Source organism: Sphingomonas sp. PAMC 26621 (assembly GCF_000251145.1).
GTDB lineage: Bacteria > Pseudomonadota > Alphaproteobacteria > Sphingomonadales > Sphingomonadaceae > Sphingomonas.
On the sequence record NZ_AIDW01000004.1, the window covers coordinates 172646 to 195035 of the forward strand.

At 68.0% G+C, this 22390-nt stretch carries 16 protein-coding genes; 4 read left to right on the forward strand and 12 right to left on the reverse strand.

Annotation, left to right across the window (positions count from 1 at the left end):
• Window positions 1–145: 145 nt before the first annotated feature.
• The 5 genes from RI03_RS02125 to RI03_RS02145 form a co-directional block, all read right to left on the reverse strand.
• Window positions 146–2518, reverse strand: coding sequence for a hypothetical protein (locus RI03_RS02125; RefSeq protein WP_010214859.1), 2373 nt, complete (start codon window positions 2516–2518; stop codon window positions 146–148).
• Window positions 2519–2690: 172 nt separating this feature from the next.
• A complete protein-coding gene (locus RI03_RS02130) occupies window positions 2691–3419 on the reverse strand; it encodes an extensin family protein (protein WP_051007224.1) in 729 nt (242 codons plus the stop codon).
• Between the two features lie 64 nt (window positions 3420–3483).
• A complete protein-coding gene (locus RI03_RS02135; protein WP_010214861.1) occupies window positions 3484–5157 on the reverse strand; it encodes an NAD-dependent malic enzyme in 1674 nt (557 codons plus the stop codon).
• Complete coding sequence (locus RI03_RS02140) at window positions 5102–6595, reverse strand: alginate export family protein (protein WP_010214862.1); 1494 nt, start codon at window positions 6593–6595, stop codon at window positions 5102–5104. Before RI03_RS02140 ends, RI03_RS02135 begins: the two co-directional genes overlap by 56 nt.
• Window positions 6596–6612: 17 nt before the next feature.
• A complete protein-coding gene (locus RI03_RS02145; RefSeq protein WP_010214863.1) occupies window positions 6613–7962 on the reverse strand; it encodes a dicarboxylate/amino acid:cation symporter in 1350 nt (449 codons plus the stop codon).
• 229 nt (window positions 7963–8191) lie between these two features.
• Here RI03_RS02145 and RI03_RS02150 point away from each other — a divergent pair, with 229 nt between their 5' ends.
• Window positions 8192–9913, forward strand: coding sequence for a sensor histidine kinase (locus RI03_RS02150; protein WP_010214864.1), 1722 nt, complete (start codon window positions 8192–8194; stop codon window positions 9911–9913).
• Window positions 9910–11211 (forward strand): sigma-54-dependent transcriptional regulator, encoded by a 1302-nt coding sequence (locus RI03_RS02155; protein WP_010214865.1) that lies wholly within the window; start codon window positions 9910–9912, stop codon window positions 11209–11211. The genes RI03_RS02150 and RI03_RS02155 overlap by 4 nt, the downstream gene beginning before the upstream one ends.
• 10 nt (window positions 11212–11221) lie before the next feature.
• Here the strand turns inward: RI03_RS02155 and RI03_RS02160 are convergent, their stop codons facing one another.
• A complete protein-coding gene (locus tag RI03_RS02160) occupies window positions 11222–11806 on the reverse strand; it encodes a hemerythrin domain-containing protein (protein ID WP_026046380.1) in 585 nt (194 codons plus the stop codon).
• Window positions 11807–11883: 77 nt separating this feature from the next.
• Between RI03_RS02160 and RI03_RS02165 the strand changes: the two genes are divergently transcribed.
• Window positions 11884–14205 carry a GH92 family glycosyl hydrolase gene (locus RI03_RS02165; protein ID WP_010214868.1) on the forward strand — a complete coding sequence of 774 codons (2322 nt, stop codon included), beginning with the start codon at window positions 11884–11886 and terminating at the stop codon, window positions 14203–14205.
• A 117-nt stretch (window positions 14206–14322) separates the two neighbouring features.
• Entirely contained in the window at window positions 14323–14895 is a 573-nt protein-coding gene (locus tag RI03_RS02170; protein WP_010214870.1) for an FxDxF family PEP-CTERM protein, read from the forward strand.
• A gap of 63 nt (window positions 14896–14958) precedes the next feature.
• On the opposite strand, the gene RI03_RS02175 is transcribed toward RI03_RS02170, so the two are convergent.
• From RI03_RS02175 to RI03_RS02200, 6 genes are all read right to left on the reverse strand, one after another.
• Window positions 14959–15576: an N-acyl amino acid synthase FeeM domain-containing protein gene (locus RI03_RS02175; RefSeq protein ID WP_238542198.1), complete on the reverse strand. Its 618-nt coding sequence runs from the start codon at window positions 15574–15576 to the stop codon at window positions 14959–14961.
• A 359-nt stretch (window positions 15577–15935) separates the two neighbouring features.
• Window positions 15936–16226 (reverse strand): hypothetical protein, encoded by a 291-nt coding sequence (locus RI03_RS02180; protein ID WP_010214874.1) that lies wholly within the window; start codon window positions 16224–16226, stop codon window positions 15936–15938.
• Between the two features lie 81 nt (window positions 16227–16307).
• Window positions 16308–17621: an MFS family transporter gene (locus RI03_RS02185; protein WP_010214875.1), complete on the reverse strand. Its 1314-nt coding sequence runs from the start codon at window positions 17619–17621 to the stop codon at window positions 16308–16310.
• 104 nt (window positions 17622–17725) lie between these two features.
• Complete coding sequence (locus tag RI03_RS02190) at window positions 17726–18847, reverse strand: glycosyltransferase family 4 protein (protein WP_010214877.1); 1122 nt, start codon at window positions 18845–18847, stop codon at window positions 17726–17728.
• Between the two features lie 154 nt (window positions 18848–19001).
• The gene (gene flhA, locus RI03_RS02195) at window positions 19002–21083 is read right to left on the reverse strand and encodes a flagellar biosynthesis protein FlhA (protein ID WP_010214878.1); all 2082 of its coding nucleotides are present in this window, start codon (window positions 21081–21083) and stop codon (window positions 19002–19004) included.
• A gap of 3 nt (window positions 21084–21086) precedes the next feature.
• The gene (locus RI03_RS02200) at window positions 21087–22388 is read right to left on the reverse strand and encodes a sigma-54-dependent transcriptional regulator (protein ID WP_010214881.1); all 1302 of its coding nucleotides are present in this window, start codon (window positions 22386–22388) and stop codon (window positions 21087–21089) included.
• Window positions 22389–22390: the final 2 nt, after the last annotated feature.

Here is a 22390-nt window from a genome sequence, read left to right on the forward strand (position 1 = left end):
GTGTGCCTCCCCGGCGAAGGCCGGGGCCCAATAGCCAGACGGGAGATTGCGAGCGACTGCGTTACGTTACCTCGGCCATCACTGCTGGGCCCGGCCTTCGCCGGGGAAGCGCCTGCTGGAAGGAACGCGCTGCGTTGCGACCCCGCTACTTCCCCGCCGTCACACTCGCGAACACCGTCGGCGCGTCGCGCAACTGCAGGAAGATCCGCCCGTCGCGCGCCGCTGTCGTCGTGATCCGCGGATTGACGAAACCATCCGGAATCGCCTGTAACGTATCGGCCTGTTCGCTCGCGCCGATCGCCTTGATGAGGAACAGCCGGTCGCCCGCGACCTGGCACTTGTCGCGCGCGGGGCAGGTCACCGAACGGATGTCGGGCAGGCGCACGATCGTCGCGAGCGCGGTCCAGTTCGACGGCGCATCGTCATGCCAGATGCGGAAGCGAACCGGGCCATAAGCAAGCGTGCCGAGCGTCTCGGTCGGCGCGAACGCGACGATCCCGGTCGTTGCATCCTGCAGGTCATAGCCCTTGCCCGCCTTGATCGTCCCCGTCGCGCGCCCGTCGGCCGTCGCGATTTCGATCCTTTCCTGCCCGTCGAGCGGTTCCATGCCGTCCTTGTGGAAGGCGAAGCTGATCCGCGCGTCCTGCGCGAACACGTCGGGGTTGCTCAGCGTGATCGGCACGATGCCGTCATGCGCGGGGACCTGTCCCGCGATCCGCACCAGCGTCGCCCCGGTCCGGCGTCCGCCGACCGTGACAGGCACGGTCTTGCGCCGCCCCGCGCTGAACGTGACCTCGGCGGTCAGGCTCGTCCCCGCGCCGATCGTCTGCGCCTTGGCGGAATCGTCCGCGAGCAGCGTCAGCCGGTCCTGATTGTCGACTCGCGTCAGCCCACCCGGGTGGAAGGCAAGCGGCCCGATCGTCATCGCCTTGACCTGGTCGAGCCGCGCGCCGGTCAGCACCGCCTCGTCGTCGCCGGCGTGGAAGGTGAGGTCGTCGACGCTCCCTGCCTCCTGCAACGCGGACAGCGTGATCACCGCGGGCGTCGTCCCGGCAGCCCCCTCGATCACGACCGACACCGCACCGGGCGCGGTCTTGTCGAGTGGCAGCGTCGCGACGATCCCGCGCGTGCCCGCCTGTTTCCACGTCACCGGCTTCGCCGCACCGTCGCCACGCCGGAGCGACACCTGCGTCACGCAGCCCGCGCCCCCGCCGAGGATCTCGACGTCGTTCGGGCGGCCGACCACCAGCGAAGTGCCCTCGGCGGTCTTCCACGCATTGAGCGCGGGGTTGGACAGCGCGAAGCTCGGCCCCTCGAACGGCGCGAACCCCCAGATGCCGTGGAGCTGCGCGGGGATCGCCCCCCCGAACGGCCCCGCGGGCAGGGCGGCATCTAGGACATAGCCGCCGCGCCGCGCATCGGCATGGACCGGCACGTCGACCAGCGTCCCGTCCGGGCGCTTCAAGCGCAGCGCCATGTCGCGCGCGAACTGCGTGGCGTAGATCAGCGGTGCGCCTTCCACCGGCAACACCAGCCCGGGTGCAGCGCACAAGGCGATGTCGGGGGTCGAGGGGCGCAGCGGCGGCGGCTTGGGCGCCTCGATCGCGGGCATCGCGACGACCATCACCGAGGTCGGCTTGGCGAAGGACAGCGGCGTGTTGAGCAACAATGTCGCGCGGCCGTTGCCGATCTGCGCCAGCGCGGGGATGAACTGCAGTTGCGTCGACTGGAACGCGCCGAGCAGGCGGAACATGTCGCGCACCACGCCAATGTACGAGCTGTACGAGCCATAGCCCGCCTGCGGGGTCGCGCTGAGCTGGAACGCGAGGTCGGTCGGCGCGCCCGCGAGCGTCGAGGCGAGCGCCGAGCTGTGCGTATCTGCGAGCAACAGCGTCTCGCGGTCGCCGGTCAGGCAGGCCGCCTGGAGTTCGGCGGGTTGCTGGAGGCATTCCGCCTTGAGCTTGATCGCGAGGCTGCGCGTCAGCACCTGCGACGCGGCGGAGACGCTTTCGGGGTTCTGTCGTTCGGCCTTCAACGTCTCGCGCAAGAACGCGTCGAGCCGGGCGCGGTCGAGCGTTGCCTGGTTGAGCTCCTGCACCGCGCGGACGAACGCGCCGGGGCGCTTGCGAACGGTGCTGATCACCGCATCCGCGCCGCCGCCGCTTTCGGGGATGACGAGCAGCGCCATCTGCTGCGCGCCCTTGGGGACGGTCAGCGAGAAGTCCGGGCTCTTGCCCTTGCGGCTGTGTGCCTCGTGGAACCAGTCCTTCGAAGGCCGGTCGATCGCGCCGCGCAGGAAGCCCGCGACGATCCGGAAGCCCTCGGTCTGCTCGGGCGGCAGGTCGAGCTTGATCGAGACGACGTCGCCCTCGACGAGATTGGGAACCGCTTCCAGCGGGAGCGTCACCGTCCCGTGGCGCACCGAAACGACGACGTTGGGGCCTGCCAGATCGAACGAGGAGGAGGCGGCGGACGCGGCGACGGGCGCGGCCAGCGCGACGAGCGGGGCCGCGGCCAAACCAAGCTGCCGTGCGATACGTCCTGCGGATTGAGGCAACGCTCTGAAATGCATCAGGTCTCCTGCGTCCGTCGGGTGTTCACAATAAGGCGCGTGCCAGGCCCTTCGTCCGCCGCAGGGCTTAGCGTGTGAACGATCCCGCGCAAGGGGGCGCGGGCTGGACGCCCCCCGCTCAGCGACAGGCGCGCCAGCCCATGTCGCCGCGATCCGCCTGGTCGAGATGGAGGTGGTCGCGGTGCGCGGCGTTATAGTCGGGCGACAGGACCGTCGCGAACAGCGGGCACCCGCCGTCGCGCACCGCGTGGAGGAAGCGCCCGGGCGCATCGCCCTTCGACCAGTCGCGCAGCACCGACACGCGCCGCCCGTCCGCGAGCACGAACGCGCTGATGTCGATCGCATTGCCGGTCGAATGCTCGCTCCAATTGCCCTCGGACCGGCCGTACATCCGGCGGCACGCATAGCTCCCGAAATGCTCGATCCGCGCCACTGTCGTGCCCAGCAGGCCCTGCGCGGCGGGCTGGACGACCTGCGCCTGCCATATCAGCAGTCCGGCGGCGACCGGGCAGGCGGTCGCGACGACGGGTGCGAGCGTCAGCATCTCCTGGCGCGGCGCGATCCGGACGCTGTTCCCGACGCGGCACGCCTCCGGGCCGCGCGGGGTCACCGCCGTGAAGCGCAAGCCGGCGTCCTTCAGCACGGCCCGGCACGCGGTCGCGTCGCGCCCGAGCGCGACGGTCTTGCGCCCGGTGAACAGACCGGCAGGCTGGTCGAGCCGGAGCGGAGTCCACGGCAGATCCTGCGGCGGCGGGCGGAACACAGCGAACAGCACCAGCGCGGTCGCGGCACAGAAGGCGAGCACCACGATCCGGCGCACCCAGCGAAGAGCAATCGATACAGCCATCAGCGCAGCCAACGCTGCACGCGGCGCATCGGCTGCACCCAACGCAGTCGATCAGCGACGCGGATCAATCGTAGCGCGCTGCCCACATCGTCGCTGCGATGTCGCTTTCCTGGATGACGCGGCACTCGGGCTGCGCGACTCCCTCGGCGATTGCCTGCCGTGCGACCGCGGTGGCGATGCGCAGCGCGATGTCGCGCAACCGGGTGATCGGCGGGAGCAGGGTGCCGCCTTCGCCGTCCATCGTCGCGAGTTCGCGCGCGGCGGCCATGAACATGCCCTCGGTCACGCTCCGCGCACCCACCGCGAGCGCGCCGAGCCCGACGCCGGGGAAGATGAAGACGTTGTTAACCTGCGTAACGCCCGCCACGCCGAACGGACTGCCGGTGCCGACGATCGCGCGGCCTTCGGTCCAGTTGAACAGGTCGGTCGGGTGTGCCTCGGCGCGCGAGATCGGGTTGGACAGCGGGAACAGGATCGGATGCTCGACGCCCGCCGCCATCGCGCGCACCACCGCCTCGCCGAACGCGCCGCTCTGGCCGGAAGTGCCGACCAGCACGGTCGGCCGGATCCGCTCGACCGTGCCGAGCAGGTCGAGCGGGATTGGGATGTCCGTCTCACGCCGCGCGAGCGCCGTCTGCGACGGGGTCAGCCCCGGCATGCCCGCGACGACCAGCCCGTCGCGATCGACCGCCCAGATCCGTGTACGGGCTTCGGCATCGCTCAGCCCGTCGGCGACCATCGCGCGCACCAGTAGTTCGCCGATCCCGCATCCCGCAGCGCCTGCGCCGAACAGCACGATCCGCTGGTCCGCCAGCGCGCCGCCGGTCCGCCGGATCGCGGACAGCAACGTGCCCAGCGCTGTCGCGGCGGTGCCCTGGATATCGTCGTTGAAGCTGAGCAGTCGGTCGCGATAGCGATCGAGCAGGCGATGCGCGTTATGGCCTGCGAAATCCTCCCATTGCAGCAGCACGTTCGGCCAGCGTTCGGAGACCGCGGTCACGAAGCTCTCGAGGAAGGCGTCATATTCGTCGCCGCGGACTCGCGCATGCCGCCAGCCGACATACAACGGATCATCGCGCCGCGCGGCATTGTCGGTCCCGACGTCGAGCAGGATCGGCAGCACCTCCGCCGGATGCAGCCCCGCGCACGCGGTGTAGAGCGCGAGCTTGCCGATCGGGATGCCCATCCCGCCCGCACCCTGGTCACCGAGCCCGAGGATGCGTTCGCCGTCGCTGACCACGATCACCTTGACCCGGTCGAACGCGGGGTCCGCGAGGATGTCCGCGATCCGGTGCTGGTTGGGGTAGCTCAGGAACAGCCCGCGCGGGCGGTGCCAGATTTCGCTGAACCGCTCGCACCCTTCGCCGACGGTCGGCGTGTAGATCAGCGGGAGCATCCGCGGCAGGTCCCGCTGGACCAGCGCGTGGAACAGGATCTCGTTCGAATCCTGGAGTTCACGGAGGAAGGCATAGCGGTGGAAATCGTCCGCCATCCCGTCGAGCGCGCGCGTCCGCCGGTCGATCTGGCTTTCCAGCGTCCCGATGTGCGGCGGGAGCAGCCCGTGCAGCCCGAACGCATCGCGCTCCGCCTCGGTAAAAGCGGTGCCCTTGTTGGTCAGCGGATCGGCGAGCAGCGCACGCGCGGCGGCATGGATGGCATGAACGATGGCGGGGGTCCTTTTCTTAGAAGCGCAGGCTGATCCAGCCGGCGAGGAAATCGGAGCTCTTGAAGCCTGCATCCCTGAGCGCCGGCCCGGCGGCGAGATGTTCGTAGCGCCCGGTCACCGAGACCCGCGGCGTTACCGCCCACACCGCCTGCAACCGCGAGACGTTGGCAATCCGCGCGGCGCGGAAGTTCTGCGTCCCGGCAAACGGGGCACCGCTGGCGCGATACACCGCATCGGTGACGTTGGCACGCCAATTGAGCGCATATTCCGCCGTCACCCGCAGCGACTTGGCGGGGGAGACGGTCACGTTCGGCGCGAGCGTGATGAGGTTCGAGGGCGTCAGGAACAATTGGTAGCTGTAATAGATGTTGTTCCCGAACGGCGCATAGGCGTTGCGCAGCGTCTGCCCGCCATAGCCGCCGCCACCGCTCGAATAATCGAAATGCACGCCGACGCGCGGGGCGGTCTTGGCCTTGCCTATGCGGTAGGTCTGCGCGACGAAGAACTGCCACGCATCGATCCGCTGTTCGATATAGGTGCCGAACTGATGGTTGACGGTCCAGTCGATCGTCAGCGGCCCGGCGTCGCCATAGGCATGGACGCCGGCATAGAAGCGCTCCGCCGGGCCGATCCGCCCGCCCCATGCGCCGACCGAATTCTTGCGCCTCCAGAAGAACGGGTCGACGAACAGGCTCGACCCGCCAAACGCGGTCTTGGGCAACGCGAAGCCGAGCGACACGCCCGAGAAGCGCCGCGCAGGATCGCTGATGTCGTCCTCGGTCCCGAGATCGCCATATGCGGTCGGCTTGAGGTCGAACAGGTCGGCGCGGACGGTCTTGCCCTTCGCCCACAGCCGGATGCCGTTGAGCGTATAGCGGATCGTGTTGTTGTCGCGTTGCGAGACGAGCAGGTTGGGGCCGTCGGTAAATTCGTGCCGCCCGTATCGCGCGCCGAGCTGGACCGAGCCGACGTCGACGTCACCCTCGACGAACGCCTGCTGGACCACGAGGTCATTGCGCAGCGTCGCGGCGGGCGCGCCGAGCTCGACGCCCGAAATCCCGCCATGCGCGACTTCGATATAGCCGCGCAGATGCGAGCCGACGTGCAGGTCGGCACCGCCGACGATCCGTAGAATGTCCTGCCGCTGCGCCTTGCTCTCGCGCAGATTGGGGTTGGTGGTGTGGTTCATTCGCAGCCGCGCTTCACCCGACAGCGTGAGGTAGATGTCGCCATTCGAGTCGAGCGGCAGGAACTTGAGCCGGTCAAGCGGATCGTCGCGCTTCGCCGGGTCCGCCATGCCGCGCCAATCCTCGGCCCAGCGCGACAAATTGTACCCGTTGGCGTTCGCGCCATCGCCCGACCCGGCGGCGGGATAGCCCGTCGCGATCGGGGTGGCGGGGGCCTTTTCGACCGAACTTGCCTGTGCGAGCGCCGACGAAGGGGCGAGGACGAGGCCGGCGAAAGGCACGAGGATGGCCGTGGCGGCGCGCAGCCGCGAAAGATGTGTCATGAAAAGTCCTTTGGCGCTTAGTTGGCGACGCTAAGCGCGGCAGGGGCGGACGAGACGGCCGGCGCCGGAAGCACCTTGCCCGAGAGCGCGGCGTTGAGCTGCTCGACGTCGAGCTTGCCCTCCCACTTCGACACGACGACGGTCGCGACCGCATTGCCGATGAAGTTGGTCAGGCTGCGACACTCGGACATGAAGCGATCGACCCCGAGGATCAGCGCCATCCCCGCGACCGGCACCGACGGCACGATCGACAGCGTTGCGGCGAGGGTGATGAACCCCGCACCGGTCACGCCCGCCGCACCCTTCGACGACAGCATCGCGACGCTCAGCAGCAGCAATTGCTGCCCCAGCGTCAGGTCGACGTTGCACGCCTGCGCGATGAACAGCGCGGCCAGCGTCATGTAGATGTTGGTGCCGTCGAGGTTGAAGCTGTAGCCGGTCGGCACGACCAGCCCGACGATCGACTTGGGGCAGCCCGCGCGCTCCATCTTCTCGATCAGCGAAGGCAATGCGCTTTCCGACGACGAGGTGCCGAGCACCAGCAGCAGTTCGGCCTTGAGGTAGATGATCAGCTTGATGATCGAGAAACCGGTAAACCGCGCAACCAGCCCGAGCACGACCAGCACGAACAGCAGCGACGTGCCGTAGAAGGTGGCAACCAGCGTCGCGAGATTGGCGAGCGTGCCGACGCCGTATTTGCCGATCGTGAACGCCATCGCGCCGAACGCACCGATCGGTGCCGCGCGCATCACGATGCCGACCAGCCGGAAGAAGGCGATCGACACGTCGTTGAGCAGGTCGACCACCTTGGTGCCGCGGTCGCCGATCAGCGCGAGCGCGATCCCGAACAGGATCGAGACGAACAGCACCTGCAGGATGTTCCCCTGCGTCATCGCCGACAGGAACGTGTCGGGAATGATGCTGGTGAGGAAGCCGGTCAGCGTCGTTTCATGCGCCTTTTCGGCATATTCGGTGATCTTGGAGGTGTCGAGCGAGGCGGGGTCGATGTTGAGCCCCGCGCCAGGGCGCACGACGTTGGCGACGATCATCCCGATGATCAGCGCGAGCGTCGAGAAGAACAGGAAATAGGCGAAGGCCTTGCCCGCGACGCGCCCGACCGAGGCGAGATCGCGCATCCCGGCGATGCCGGTCACGATCGTCAGGAAGATGACCGGCGCGATCACCATCTTGACCGCCTTGATGAACGCATCGCCGATCGGCTTCATCGCCTCGCCCGCGTGCGGCGCAAAATGGCCGAGCAGCACGCCCGCGACGATTGCGGTGAGCACCTGGAAATAGAGCTGCGCATACCACCGCTTGGGGGCGGCGGGCGGCTGGTCGCCGGCGGCGGGAATCGAAATGGTCATGGGGGCCTTCATCCTCTGGTCGCGAGGTTCTGCTCTGCGGCGATACCTGTGGGAATCAGTATCGCCGTGTCTGACGTGCGGGGAGACGTGATTTCCAGAATTTGATAAAATCATTATATATCAATATACTAGTGCCAACACCCTAAGTGTGGCTGCGCCAGTTCCTGCCACCGCACAGCCGGCAATGTGCAGAAAGTTGCACAATCTCCGGGGGTTGGTAGGGTCGGGGATGGTCCGTGCGATCCCCTGGCAGCGACTCGCCGCGCTTTTTGCCGCGCTGCTGATGGTGTTGGGAAGTGCCTGGGGCGTCGGCATGGCGGTCGGCGCTGCGGCCCGCAACCGGCTCGCCGCCTCGGTCGCGTCGGACGCGCGCTTGCGGGCGGCGTTGCTCGCGAGTGAGATTGCGCGGTTCCGCCTGCTGCCGCTGGCGCTGGCGGACGACCGCGACGTCGTCGCCGCGCTGGCAGGCGGGGCAGGGGCGACCGGGGCGCTCGATCGGAAACTCGAGCGGCTCGCCGGCATTACCGGGGCGGCGGTGATGTACGTGATCGCGCCGGACGGCCATGCGATCGCGGCGAGCAACTGGCGCAGCCCGCGCAGCTTCGTCGGCAGCGACTATCGCTTCCGGCCCTATTTCCAGCAGGCGCGGCGCGGCGCGGAAGGGCGCCAGTTCGCGCTGGGTACGGTCAGCAATCGCCCGGGCCTGTACCTCGCGCGCGGGACCGTCGGCGGGGGCGTGGTCGTGGTGAAGCTCGATTTCGATTCGCTCGAACGGCAATGGGCGGCGGCGGGGGGCGTGACGTTCGTCACCGATCCCGCCGGGCTGATCCTGATCGCGAGCCGCCCCGGCTGGCGTTTCGCCACGACCCGACCGCTGGCCCCCGCCGAGCGCGCGACCGAATTGCGCGTCAGCGGCGCGCCGACGCTCACCCAGCCGCCGTTCCGCACGGGGGACGATGGCCGCATCCGCATCCCCGGCGAGAAAGGCGCGCTGCTCGTCGCGCGGACCAAGCCCGATGCGGCGGGCTGGCGGGTCGCGCTTGCGCAGCCGAGCCGGGTGGCGGTGGATGATGTCGCGCGCGCGGCGGCGCTGGTGGCGGGGGCGCTGATGTTGGCGGTGCTGTGGCTCGCGCAGGCCGCCTGGACACGCGCGCGGCGGCGCGCTGATCGCACCAGTCTGCTCGAACGTGCGGTCGCGGATCGCACTGCCCTGCTCCGCCGCGAGATCGAGGAACGCGCCTTGCTCGAAACCCGCGCCGCGACGCTGCGCGAGGCGTTGCGCCAGGCCAACCGGCTCGCGACGCTCGGGCAGATCACCGCGAGCGTCGCCCATGAGACCGCGCAGCCGGTCGCCGCGATCCGCACCTATGCCGCGACCGGCGAGACGCTGCTCGACCGTGGTGCGACCGAGGAGGTGCGCGGCAACCTGCGCGCGATCGCGCGGCTGACCGAGCGGATCGGCACCGTTACCGCGCAACTGCGCGGCTTCTCGCGCAAGGCGAGTGGCGAGATCGGCCCGGTCGCGCTGGTCGAGGTGATCGAGGGTGCGCAATTGTTGCTGCGCGAACCGCTTTCCCGGGTCGCGGTGGACTGGCCGCAGGTCGCGCCCGACTTGCGCGTAATCGCGGGGCGGATCCGGCTCGAACAGGTGTTCGTCAATTTGCTCCAGAATGCGAGCGAGGCGGTCCAGGGGCAGGATGCGCCCGGGATCACGGTGACGGTGAAACCGGGGTGCGACACGGTCGCGGTGCGGATCAGCGACACCGGTCCGGGGATTGCGCCCGAGATCCTCGACCGTTTGTTCACGCCGTTCGCCACCAGCCGACCCGCCGGGCTCGGGCTGGGGCTGGTGATCGCGAAAGACATCATGGAGGATCTCGGCGGAAGCCTGCGACATGTTCCCGCTTCCGGTGGCGCGTGTTTCGAAATCCTGTTGCGGCGCGCGCCATGACCGCGCCGCTGCCGCGCGTCGCGTTGATCGAGGACGACGAGGACCTGCGCGTCTCGACGACGCAGTTGCTGTCGCTCGCGGGGTTCGCGGTCGACGCCTATCCCAGCGCCGCCCCCGCGCTCGCCGCGATCCAGGCCGATTTCGCGGGCGTGGTCGTCACCGACGTGCGGTTGCCGCTTTTGTCGGGAACCGAAGTGTTCGAGCTGCTGCGCACGCGCGATCCGACGCTGCCGGTCATCCTCATCACCGGGCATGGCGACGTGACCATGGCAGTCGCGGCGCTCAAGGCGGGCGCGTGGGATTTTCTGACCAAGCCGTTCGACCCGGACGTGCTGCTGGCTGCGGTGGCGCGCGCGTCAACCGCGCGTGCGCTCGAGCTCGACAACCGGCAACTGCGCACGGCGGCGCAGGAGGATGCCGGCGATGGCCTGATCGGCACGTCCCCTGCGATCGAGCGATTGCGCGCGATGATCCCGACGCTCGCCGATGCGGATATCGATCTGCTGATCGAAGGCGAGACGGGGACGGGCAAGGCGCTGCTCGCGCGGCGGATCCACGCGGCGGGCAAGCGGCGGCGGCACCGGCTGCTCGGGGTGGCGTGCGCGGCCTATCCGGATGCGCTGCTCGACACCGACCTGTTCGCACGCGTCGGCACCGGCAGCGTGGTGGCGGCGAGCCGGGGGACGGTGTTGCTCGACGATCTCGATCACGCCTCGCGTGGCCTGCAGGCGCGGCTGACCGCGCTGGTCGAGGCGCGCGCGCTGGTGACGCCGGGCGCGCGCGACGCAATCCCGATCGACCTGCGGATCATCGCCACCGCAGCCGAGGAAGGCGCGCGGGCCGAGGATGCCATCGCACCGGCGTTGCTGTACCGCGTGGCGGCGGTGCGGCTGCGCATGCCACCGCTGCGCGAACGCCGCGAGGATGTCGTCCCGCTGTTCGCGCATTTCGTCGCGCAGGCCGCACGGCGGATCGCGCGACCGGTCCCGGCGATGACGGCGGCGGTCCAGCACCAGCTCGCGACGCACGACTGGCCGGGCAATGTCCGCGAGCTCGCGCATTTCGCGGAGCGGTTCGTGATCGGGCTCAATCCTGTTGGCGAAGCGTCGGACGATCGCCCGGCAAGTCTCCCCGAACGGCTCGACGCGTTCGAGCGCGCGGCGATCATTGCGGCGATGGCGCAGGCCGGGGGCGAAGTCGGCGCGGCGATCGAACAGCTCGGAATACCGCGCAAGACCTTCTATTACCGGGTCAAGCGGCTCGGGATCGACCTCGGCCCGCTCAAGCGCGCTGGATAGCGGGGGCGTTCTACCCGACGCTGCGCTCGCCATGTTCGAGCATCGCGGGGATGACGAGATCCTCCTCGTCCGCGAGATGCCGGGCAAGCAGCGCCATCAGCCGGTCGGTCGCGTCGGCATAGCGGTTGCTTGCGTCCTGCACCGATGCCGCACCGCGCGGCAACGCCGCGACCAGATCGCGCGCGCCGTCCAAAGCGCCGATCAGCGCGGAATGGATCAGTTCGTGGTCGCTTTCGAGCACGTCGAAGCCACGCTCCATTCGCGGGTCGAGCGCGCGGAACTTGGGGAAATAGAGGCTGTCCTCGATCCCGTGGTGCCCCTCGAGGTGCTGGAGGAAATGGTTGAAGCGCGGGACGAACGCCTGCTGGAAGGTCGGTGCATCCAGCACGCCCTCGCGGAAGGCCTGCATGATCTGCTGCAATTGCCCGCCCTGCTCGCGTAGGCTGGCGTGCACCTGCAGCCAGAATGCCGCGAGTTCACCGAAATTGTGGTGCTGCCGCCATTCCGGCGCAGGATAAGTATCGCGCAGATAGGCGATCGTGTCGGGAAGTCCGAGCCGATTGGCGAGCGGCCACGCGTTGGGATCTTCAGTCATGCTCCAGCCCTTGGCCATGCCGGACGGGCGAGGCAACTCCCCTTTTCATTCCCGCAGGCGCCTGCTCTACTTGAGAAATGACCTTGCTCCGCACGTTCGCAACCCTTGCCGCCGCGTCCGCGCTCGCGACGACTCCGCTGCTCGCGCAATCGACCTACGACCAGGTCGATCCGATGATCGGCACCGGGGGCGAGGGGCATACGTTCCCCGGGGCGGTCGCGCCGTTCGGGATGGTCCAGCTCAGCCCCGATACCGACACCGGCCATGTCGTCCGCGACAGCTACAAATGGGCGGCGGGCTATCGCTATTCGGACCCGACGATCGAGGGCTTCTCGCACACGCATTTCTCGGGCGCGGGGCATTCGGATCTCGGCGACTTCCTCGTCATGCCGGTTTCGGGGGAAACCGTCCCGCTCGAGCCCGGCGATGCCGCCAAGCCCGGTTCGGGCTACCGCTCGCGTTTCGACCATCGCAGCGAAGTCGCGGCACCCGGCTATTATGCGGTGACCCTCAGCGATCCCGGCGTTCGCGCGGAGATGACCACGGGGACCCGCGTCGGCATCCATCGCTATACCTTCGCGGCGGGCAAGGCGGCGCATCTCGTGCTCGACCTGCGCTCGTCGCTTTATAACTATCCGGGGAAGATCCTTTGGTCGTCGCTCCGGCTGCTCACCGACGGGACGATGGTCGGCGCACGCGAGACGCGGGGATGGACGCCCGACCGCCAGTTGTTCTTCGCGATGCGCTTCTCCGCGCCGCTGACCGGCCACGCCTTCGTCAGCACCGAACAGAATGTCGCATACAAGGGCTTCCAGGGCCCTGGCCGCGACAGCGATGCGGTCGCCGAGCGGCTCGGCCGCGCGCTGGTCGCGCGGCTCGATTTCGGGCGGCTCGCGCGCCCGCTCGAGGTCCGCGTCGCGATCTCGTCGGTCGACGGAGCGGGCGCGATCGCCAATCTCGCGAGCGAACCCGGCGATTTCGACACGGTCCGCGCGAAGACGGTGGCGGCGTGGCACACGGCGCTCGACGTGCTGACGCTCGAAGCCCCCGCGCCGATGCGCCGCAATGTCGCGACCGCGCTGTATCACAGCCTGCTCGCGCCGTCGGTCGCGGGGGATGTCGACGGGCGCTATCGCGGCACCGACAATCAGGTCCATCTGGCGCAGGGCTTCACCTTCCGCTCGACCTTCTCGCTGTGGGATACGTTCCGCGCCGAACATCCGCTGCTGACGCTGGTCCAGCCGCCCGCCACGACAAGCGAGATCGTCCGCTCGCTGATCGCGAGCCGTGCGGACAGCCCGTACGGCATCCTGCCGGTGTGGCAGTTCCAGGGGCGCGAGACGTGGACGATGATCGGCTATCATGCCGCCCCGGTCATCGCCGACGCGTATCTCAAGGGAATCCGGGGGTTCGATGCCACCGCAGCGCTCGACGCGATGGTCGCGAGCGCGACCTACGCCCCGTATGGCGGGCTCGGGGAGTATATGAAGCTCGGCTATGTCCCGATCGACCGCGAACCCGAGGCAGCCTCCAAAACGGTCGAATATGCGTATGACGACTGGACCATCGCGCGGATGGCCGCGGCGATGGGTCGGCGCGATGTCGCGGCGACCTTCGGCAAGCGCGCCGCCAACTGGCGCAACAGCTTCGATGCGAAGACCGGCTTCGTCCGCGCGCGCAAGAGCGACGGCACGTTCCGTGTGCCGTTCGATCCGACCGCGATCAACTACGGGTCGGACTATACCGAGGGCAATGCGTGGCAATACAGCTGGTTCGTGCCGCAGGACCAGGCCGCGCTGGTCACCGCGCTGGGGGGCGACGCGGCGACCGTCGCCAAGCTCGACGCGATGTTCGCCTATGACACCTCGAAACTCGACTATAGCCATACCGAGGATATCGCCGGGCTGATCGGCCAATATATCCACGGCAACGAGCCCAGCCACCATGTCGCTTATCTTTACAGTTATGCCGGTGCGCCGTGGCGAACGCAGGCCAGGCTGAAGCAGATCGTCGAAAGCCAGTACCATCCGACGCCCGACGGGCTCGCGGGGAACGACGATCTCGGCCAGATGTCGGCGTGGCTGGTCTTCACCGCGCTCGGTTTCTATCCGGTCACGCCCGGGAGCCTCGAATATGTCATCGGTCGCCCCTTCGTCGACCACGCCGTGCTCGCGCTCCCCAACGGCAAGCGGCTGACGATCGTGGCAGAGGGGCTGGACGCGACGCACCCTTATGTCGGCGGGGTGACGTTGAACGGCGTGTCGGTGACCAAGGCGTATCTGCGACATGAGCAGATCATGGCCGGAGGAGAAGTGCGTTTCCGGATGCAAGCGACACCTGACCGGGCCTGGGGGGGCGCGCGCACGGATCGGCCGTATTCCCGCAGCACCCGCGATTAGCCAACCCCCTGTCAGTAGAAATTACAGTCTGGGTAAGGGGGTTACGCGACATTGTTGAAAAACAGGGGTTGGCACGCTCCTTGCTACCATGTGGCTATCTTAGTTGGAGAGTAACCCATGCGTACCAAGCTTCTTTCTGCCGCTGCTGCCCTCGTCGCCATCGCTGCTGTCGCTCCGGCGTCGGCTGCAACCTTCGCGGTCAACGACACGGTCGGCAACACCGCCAAGGGCGGTTCGTTCACCGGCACCCCCGGCGCGAACGGCACGTTCAACGGCACGTTCGGCGTGCAGAACATTGCCCTCGGCAACTTCTCCGAGATCTTCACGTTCACCCTGCCGACCGACGGTTTCGGCAGCGGTTCGGTAACCTCGATCGCATCGGGCAAGCTGATGTCGACCACCGACATCAACTTCACGTCGGTGTTCTTCAACGGCACGGCTGCTGCAATGATGCCGAACGGTCGTTTCGAGTTCGCGTCGCTTGAGCTCGTTCCGATCACGGCTGGCCAGCTCAACACGCTAACCGTCAACGGCTTCTCGTATGGCGGCGCATCGATCGGCGGCAGCCTGTCGTTCACCCCGACGGCTGTTCCGGAAGCAGCAACCTGGGCGATGATGCTCGTCGGCTTCGGCATGATGGGTGCAGGCCTGCGCTACGGTCGTCGCAAGTCGACGGTTGCTTTCGCCTAAAAGCGATTTGCCAGACTTCTGGTAAAGGAATGCCGCCGGTTCCGACCGGCGGCATTTTTTGTGTCAGAATGCGGGGAGGAACAGTTTGACCCGCGCGTCCTGCGTCGCGCGATCGGACGTGAGCTGCTCGGCCAGTTCGAGCGCGTCGCCGTGCGAGAAGAACAGCGCGTAGAGCGAGCGCGGGATCGGGTCCGACCCGTCCAGGGCGGCTGCTTCGATCCGCCGGCGGATGCTCGATATCTCGAGCCACATCAATTGCGACGGCGCAGCGACGCTGGTGTTGGTGCGCGGCGTGCCGATCGGCGTGAACCCCAGCATCGCCTGATAGAACCGCCGGTGGCGCGGATTGACCTCGATGAACAGGTCGGTGCAGCGGTGATGATGATAGCCGTAGATGAAGACGATGTGGAACAGCGCCGCCAGCAACGGCTTGGACGGCATTCCAGCGTCGAACGCCAGTTTGCCGAGCTCGCAGATCTTGCGTCCGGGGGTTTCGCGGAAGGGATGAAGCTGGTCGGCAAAGATCGCATCGGCCGCGAGACCCGCTTCGGAATCGACCACCAGCGTGACCGTCCCGAGAACACTGCTGTCGTCGGACGCGGTAAAGGTCGCGGTCGCGCGATGCGCCGGAACGACATGGTGGCTGCCATAACCACGCCAGGCATAGCGGCGGTTGATCAAAGAACGCGCGCCTTCGCGCCGGTCGCATGTATCGGCAAGCTGGATATCGACGACCTTCGCGGACGAGCGCGCATGCAGTTGCGGCCGTAACTCCGCCCCCGATACCAAACGCTCAAGCTCCTGCGGGGGCGCAGGGTCTCGGTCAGGAACGCACGCACTCGGCTGCAACAACATCGCAAACCCCCAGTTTTCGGCAGCGCTTGCCGATCACGCTTCTAGCCTGGAGGCTCGATCTATAAGATACTGTTTATGAACGGCGTTCCAGACGCCGCTGCCTTGCACAGCTTGGTTAATGAAGACTAGGCCGAGGGCAGGACCGCTTCGGCCAGACGTGCCGTTTGCAAGGTTAACGCGTCGAACTACTTTGCGCGCGGCCCCGTCGGGATAAATTTTACAACAAAAGGATGACGTTGCGGGCCGACACCGTAACCGTTGGCGGCGCTTGTCGGAAGGAAGGGCGATTCGCCATACTTGGATGGATTGGCGGCCGTTGCGGTGTTGAAGGAAATGCCGTCGATCCAGGCCGTCCGGCGGAGCAGGTCATGCGCGCCGAACGGGCAGGGCGAAGCCTGCCAAATCGCGCCAACCGCATCGGCATATCCCGCCTCGAAGGCGTCGATCACATCGTTCAGGTTCTGGTCCTGCAGCATGATCGTCTAACCCTCGTGTCCACCCGGAGGTTCCGTCCGGCGGAGGAATCAGGGCGCCACCGTGACGCTGGCGGGTCGCGCTCAGCGCGTGTCGTGGAGCGGATCGGTCCCGCGGGTGTTGCGCATCAGCAATGCGGTAAGGAACGCGACCGCGCAGATCGCGGTGACATACCAGTAAAAGCCCGATTCCCGCCCCGCCGCCTTGAACGACAAGGCGACATATTCCGCCGATCCGCCGAAGAGCGCGTTGCCGATCCCGTAGGCGAGGCTCACGCCGAGCGCGCGGACATGGACCGGGAACAGCTCCGCTTTGAACAGCCCGCTGATCGAGGTGTAGAGGCTGTTGATCGCCAGCCCCGCCAGCACCAGCACGAACGCCGCGGTCGCGCTCTGTACCTGCGCCAGCAACGACAGCAACGGCACCGTCGTGATCGTCGCAAGCGCGCCGAACAGCAGCATGTTGGTGCGCCGACCGATCCGGTCCGACAGCAGCCCGAACACCGGCTGCAACAGCGCGAACGGGATCAGCACCGCGGTCATCACCCAATTGACCGTCTTGGGGTCCATGTGCGCGGTGTTGACCAAGTATTTCTGCATGTAGGTCGAGAAGACGTAGAACATCAGCGATCCGCCCGCCGTCAGCCCGAGAACGGTGACGAACGCGCGCCAGTGCGGGAGCAGGCCGCGGATCGTCCCCGCGTCGGGATGCTGCGCGCCGGTGCGGGTGGTCTCGTGCAGGACATGCCGGAAGAGCAGGATCGTCATCGCCGCGACCGCGCCGATCGCGAACGGAATCCGCCACCCGAACGCGCGCATCTCCTCGGTGGTCAGCAGCTGCTGGAGGACCAGGATCACCGCGAGCGCGATCAACTGCCCGCCGATCAGCGTGACATATTGGAACGATGCGAAGAAGCCGCGCCGCCCGGTAAACGCGATCTCGCTGAGATAGGTCGCGGCGGTGCCATATTGCCCCCCGGTCGAGAAACCCTGGATCATCCGCCCGAGCAACAGCAAGGCGGGGGCGAACGCGCCGATCGCGGCATAGGTCGGCAGCACCGCGATCAGCGCGGAGCCGATCCCCATCAGCACGATCGACACGACCATCGCGCGGCGTCGCCCGTGCCGGTCCGCAAAGCGCCCGAAATACCAGCCGCCGAGCGGGCGCAGCAGGAAACCGACCGCGAAAATCCCCGACGTGCCGAGCAACTGCGCGGTGCGATCGCCGATCGGGAAGAATTCGGCGGAGAAATACAGCGCGGTGAAGGCATAGACGTAGAAGTCGTACCATTCGATCAGATTGCCCATCGATCCCGCGATGATGGCGCGCGCGCGACCAGCGGTGCTGAGCTCGGCGGCAGGGTTGCCGATCGGGGTGGCCTGTGGTTCGGTCGTCATCGACCTGCTTGTGAACCCTGGCGTTCAGGCCCGCAACCGCACAGACACAAGACGTTGCAAAGCGTGGCGCCCCCCGCCAACCGCTCACGGCATCGGGCACCGTGTCACGCGGCTACCGCTTGAGCCGGCGCGGGGATGCGGTCGAGCAACGATCGCGAGAGCAGGACGTGATGGCGGACGAAGCTGTGCGCACTGAGCCCGTCGTTCCCCATCCGCGCCTGCGCACGTTGCGCCATTTCCAATGCCGCGGCCGGATTCGTGTCCAAGTCGAGGATCGCCTGTCGCAGCGCCGCGGCGTCGCCGGGGGGCGTGTAGCGCACCGCGTCGGGAGCGAAATAGGCACGCAGGCCGCCGGTATCGCTGACGATCAACGGCAGACCGAACAGCGCCGCCTCTTCCGCGACCGTGCAACCGGACGCGTGGAGATTGGGTTTGAGCGGCAGGACCGCGATATCAGCGTCGTGGTACAGCGTCTTCAAGGCGTCGTTGCTCGCGACGCCCGCGATCTCGACATTGGCGATGCCGTCGGCCAGCGAGGGCGGGCAGGTGGTCGATACGATCCGCAACCGGCACGTCGGCAAGTCGCGAACTGCCTCGACGAGGCACGGCCAGTCGCGCTCGGTATCATTGCCCACCGCAAGCAGGCGTAGCGGCACCCCGAAGCGACGCTGCGGATCGCGCGGATAGCGGTCATCCGCTCGGATTCCGTACAACACCAGCTCGCATCGCTTCTCCGGGAACATCGTGCGGGCCCGGGCCAGATTGTCGGGGGAGTGGAACGTCAGCACATCGGCTTCGCGGACCAGCCGACGCCACAGCATCCGGCGCAGGACCGGCTGGCGATCCCAATGGTCGATCAGCCAGACGCTTTGCGCGATCAGTTTCGGCCGGTCCCGTCCGCGTTTCAGCACGGCGAACAGCAGGCAGAAGGCGAGGAATTGCGACTCCGTGTGCGTCCAGATCACCTCCGCCGCGAAGGCGCGGCGGCGGTTGCGCACGGCGTGGAGCAGGTCGAACCCAAGCAGCCAGCGAAACCCCAGTCGCACCAGCCGCCCGAGCCGTCCCTCGCGGTGATCGTGCGATGTCTCGAGCGTCGCACCCATCGCTTCCGCCCGGCGGTAGCCATAGGCATCCCGGTCGTTGATGCCGATCAGCGCGCCCGCATCATACCGACGCGCCCAATTCTCGTCGCCGAACCCGAAGGCCAGATGCACGAAGACCCGCAAGATGACAGTCCCTTATGCTGATTTTGTGCGCCGTGGGTCGGTAAAGGAACGCAAGCCGCCCAACGCCTGTAGAAAAGGCATACCAAATATCGCCGAAAAGACGAGTCCGGAGAATATCCCGAAGACGCGGAGCCAACCTATTCGTCGTCGCGTCTTAGCCGATGCTCCCGAGCGCGCGTACCCGTGCGCGCGCGTGGATCTCGTTTTGCGACAGCACTACGGTCGCGGGGCGGACGCGCTCGATCACCGAGCGGACGAACGGGCGGATCGTCGGGTTGGTCAGCAGGCACGGGATCTCGCCTTCGCCCGCCAGCCGGTCGAACGTCTCGCGGACCGCGGCGATGAACCCCTGCAACGCGGACGGTGCCATCGCGAGTTGGCGCTCGTCGCCGTGGCCGATGATGCTCTCCGCGAACGCAATGTCCCAATCGGGGGACAGCGTGACGATCGGGATCGCGCCGTCGAGCGCCTGTTGCGCAGAAATCTGCCGCGCCAGCCGCGCGCGGACGTGTTCGGTCATCTGCGTCAGGTTGGCGGTGATCGGCGCGGCCTCGGCGATGCCCTCGAGGATCGTGGGGATGTCGCGGATCGACACGCCCTCGCTCAACAGGTTCTGCAGGATCCGCTGGACCCCCGACACCGAGATCCGGCTTGGCACGATCTCCGCGACCAGCTTGGCCGAATCCGGGTGGATCTCGCCGAGCAGCTTCTGCACTTCGGTATAGCTCAGCAGGTCGGCGATGCTGCCCTTGACCAGCTCGGTCAGGTGCGTGGTGATGATCGTGCCTGCGTCGACCACGGTCAGACCGCGGAACCCCGCTTCCTCGCGCAGATCGCGGTCGATCCACAAGGCGGGCAGGTTGAAGACGGGTTCGCGCGTCGCCTCTCCGGGGATGCCGACCGGCCCGCCGCCGGGATTGATGACGAGCAGCCGATCGAGCCGGATCTCGCCGCGTGCGGCCTCGGTCTCCTTGATATAGACGAGATACTCGTCGGGCTTGAGCGCGAGATTGTCGATGATGCGGACTGCCGGGAGCACGAAGCCGAACTCCGTCGCCATCTGGCGCCGTAAAGCGCGGACCTGATCGTCGAGCCGCGGCTCGCGCGCGGCGTCGTTGATGATCGGGAGCAGCCCGTAGCCGATCTCGATCCGCACCGCGTCGATCGCGAGCGTGCGCGAGATCGGTTCCTCCGCGGTCGCCGAGGCTTCCGCTTCGGCGGCGGCCTCTGCGGCGACGGCGCGCTCGGTGCGCTGGGTCGCGGCTCGCGACAGCGCCCAGGCGGCATAGCCCGCGATCCCCGAGAACAGCGCAAACGGGACGAACGGCAGGCCGGGCAGCAGCGCGAGCGCGCCCATCAACGCGGACACCATCCCGAACGCCTTGGGGTAGCGCCCGAGCTGCTCGCCCAGCGCCGCGCCGGTCTTGCCCGCGACCCCGCCTTTGGACACGAGCAGCCCCGCCGCCATCGACACGATCAGCGCGGGGATCTGGCTGACCAGCCCGTCGCCAATCGTCAGTAACGTATAGGTGTGGAACGCCTCGCTGATCGGCACGCCGTGGACCCCGACGCCGATCACCAGCCCGACCAGCACGTTGATCGCGGTGATCAGCAGCGCGGCGATCGCATCGCCCTTCACGAACTTGGACGCGCCGTCCATCGCGCCGTAGAAACCGCTTTCGGCCTCGACTTCGGCGCGACGGTCGCGCGCCTGCTGCTCGGTGATCATCCCCGCGGACAGGTCCGCGTCGATCGCCATCTGCTTGCCGGGCATCGCATCGAGGCTAAAGCGCGCGGCGACCTCTGCGATGCGCCCCGCGCCCTTGGTGATGACGACGAAATTGATGACGACGAGGATCGCGAAGATCGTCAGCCCGATGATCGTGTCGCCCCCGATCAGGAATTCCCCGAACGCGCCGATCACCCCGCCTGCGGCATGCGCGCCCTCATGCCCATGCGCGAGGATCAGCCGGGTCGAGGCAAGGTTGAGCCCGAGCCGGAGCATCGTCGCGATCAGCAGGATCGTCGGAAAGGCGGAGAGCTGGAGCGGTTTCTCGATGAACAAGGCGGTCATCAGGATCATCACCGACAGCGTGATCGACAGCGCGAGCCCGAGGTCGAGCAGCCACGCGGGCATCGGCAGGATCAGCATCGCGATGATCGCGATGACGCCGAACGCGAGCGCCATGTCGCGATTGGCGCCGATCTGGCCAAGCAGGCGGTTGAGCGCGGGCATCGGCTACAGCGCCGGAGTGACGGGGATACCCGCCTCGACGAACGCGCGGAGCTTGTTGCGCATCGTCCGCACCGAAATCCCTAGGATCTGCGAGGCGGAGGTGCGGTTGCCGCGACACCGCTCGAGCGTCAGCAGGATCAGGTCGCGCTCGACATCCTCGACCGTGCGCCCGACGAGCGCGTCCATTTCGGCCGGGCCGTTCGCGCTGCCGGCGGTCGCGGCGAGCGACGATCCGTCGGCGAGGACGAGCGCGGGCGGGGTGATCTCCGGCCCTGCGCCAAGCAGGACCGCACGGTGCATCACCTCCTGCAACTCGGCGACGTTGCCGGGCCAGCCATAACCGCAAAGCAGGCGGCAGGTGTCGTCGCTCAGCGTCGGCGCGGTGCGGCCTTCGGCGGCGGCGGACGCGGTCGCGAAGCTGCGGGCGAGCAACGCGAGGTCGCCCCCGCGCGCGCGCAGCGGCGGCAGCACGATCGTCGCCAGCGCAAAGCGCGCGAGCAGATCGGCACGAAACCGTCCTGCCTCCACCAGCGGGTCCAGCGCCCGCCGCGCGCTCGCGATCAGCCGCGGCGCGCCGGGGTCTTCGAGTCCGCCGAGCAGCCGGGTCTGCAACGGCGCGGGCAACACGTCGATATCGCGCAGGAAGACGGTACCGCCGCGCGCGGTCGTCATCGCGCCACGCCGGCCCGCGCGCGCGCTGGGGAAGGCGGTGCCGTCATGGCCGAACAGTTCATATTCGAGGATGTCGGGCGCGACACCGGCGCATTCGATCGTCACGAAGCTCCCCATGCCGCGCCCGGCCTGGTGGATCGCCTGCGCGACGCGTTCCTTGCCGGTGCCGCGTTCGCCGGTCAGCAGGATCGGCGCGTGGCTCGGCCCCATCGCGCGCGCGAAATCGAGCGCGCGGGTGAAGCTCGGGTGGTCGCCGATCAGCGGCCCGGCGGGGAGCGCGGCGATCTCGCGGATCGCGGCGGCGATCAGGTCGCGGTCGGGCGGCAGCGGGACATAATCGCGCGCGCCCGCGCGGATCGCGGCGACCGCGCGCGCCGCGGAGGCGTCGATCCCGCACGCGATCACCGGGACCGCGAAGCGTTCCGCCGCGAGATCCGCGAGGAAACCGCAGACGTCCGCCGCGACGTCGATCATCACCAGCGCGGCGCCCTGCTGGCGCAGGCAGTCGAGCGCCGCCGCCACCGTCGTTGCGGTCGCGACTTCGGCCCCCGCATCGCGCGCCATTCCCGCCGCGACGTGAAACGCGCCATCGGCTGGCCCGACCAGCAGCATCCGGACGATCGCCCCCGCCACCG

Bases quoted from the DNA above. Each gene is read 5' to 3' on its own strand.
- RI03_RS02145 (WP_010214863.1), bottom strand. From the start codon at position 7,962: ATGACCATTTCGATTCCCGCCGCCGGCGACCAGCCGCCCGCCGCCCCC.
- RI03_RS02150 (WP_010214864.1), top strand. From the start codon at position 8,192: ATGGTCCGTGCGATCCCCTGGCAGCGACTCGCCGCGCTTTTTGCCGCG.
- flhA (WP_010214878.1), bottom strand. From the start codon at position 21,083: ATGCCCGCGCTCAACCGCCTGCTTGGCCAGATCGGCGCCAATCGCGAC.
- RI03_RS02180 (WP_010214874.1), bottom strand. From the start codon at position 16,226: ATGCTGCAGGACCAGAACCTGAACGATGTGATCGACGCCTTCGAGGCG.
- RI03_RS02130 (WP_051007224.1), bottom strand. From the start codon at position 3,419: ATGGCTGTATCGATTGCTCTTCGCTGGGTGCGCCGGATCGTGGTGCTC.
- RI03_RS02135 (WP_010214861.1), bottom strand. From the start codon at position 5,157: ATGCAGGCTTCAAGAGCTCCGATTTCCTCGCCGGCTGGATCAGCCTGC.
- RI03_RS02165 (WP_010214868.1), top strand. From the start codon at position 11,884: ATGACCTTGCTCCGCACGTTCGCAACCCTTGCCGCCGCGTCCGCGCTC.
- RI03_RS02160 (WP_026046380.1), bottom strand. From the start codon at position 11,806: ATGACTGAAGATCCCAACGCGTGGCCGCTCGCCAATCGGCTCGGACTT.
- RI03_RS02155 (WP_010214865.1), top strand. From the start codon at position 9,910: ATGACCGCGCCGCTGCCGCGCGTCGCGTTGATCGAGGACGACGAGGAC.
- RI03_RS02140 (WP_010214862.1), bottom strand. From the start codon at position 6,595: ATGACACATCTTTCGCGGCTGCGCGCCGCCACGGCCATCCTCGTGCCT.
- RI03_RS02170 (WP_010214870.1), top strand. From the start codon at position 14,323: ATGCGTACCAAGCTTCTTTCTGCCGCTGCTGCCCTCGTCGCCATCGCT.
- RI03_RS02185 (WP_010214875.1), bottom strand. From the start codon at position 17,621: ATGACGACCGAACCACAGGCCACCCCGATCGGCAACCCTGCCGCCGAG.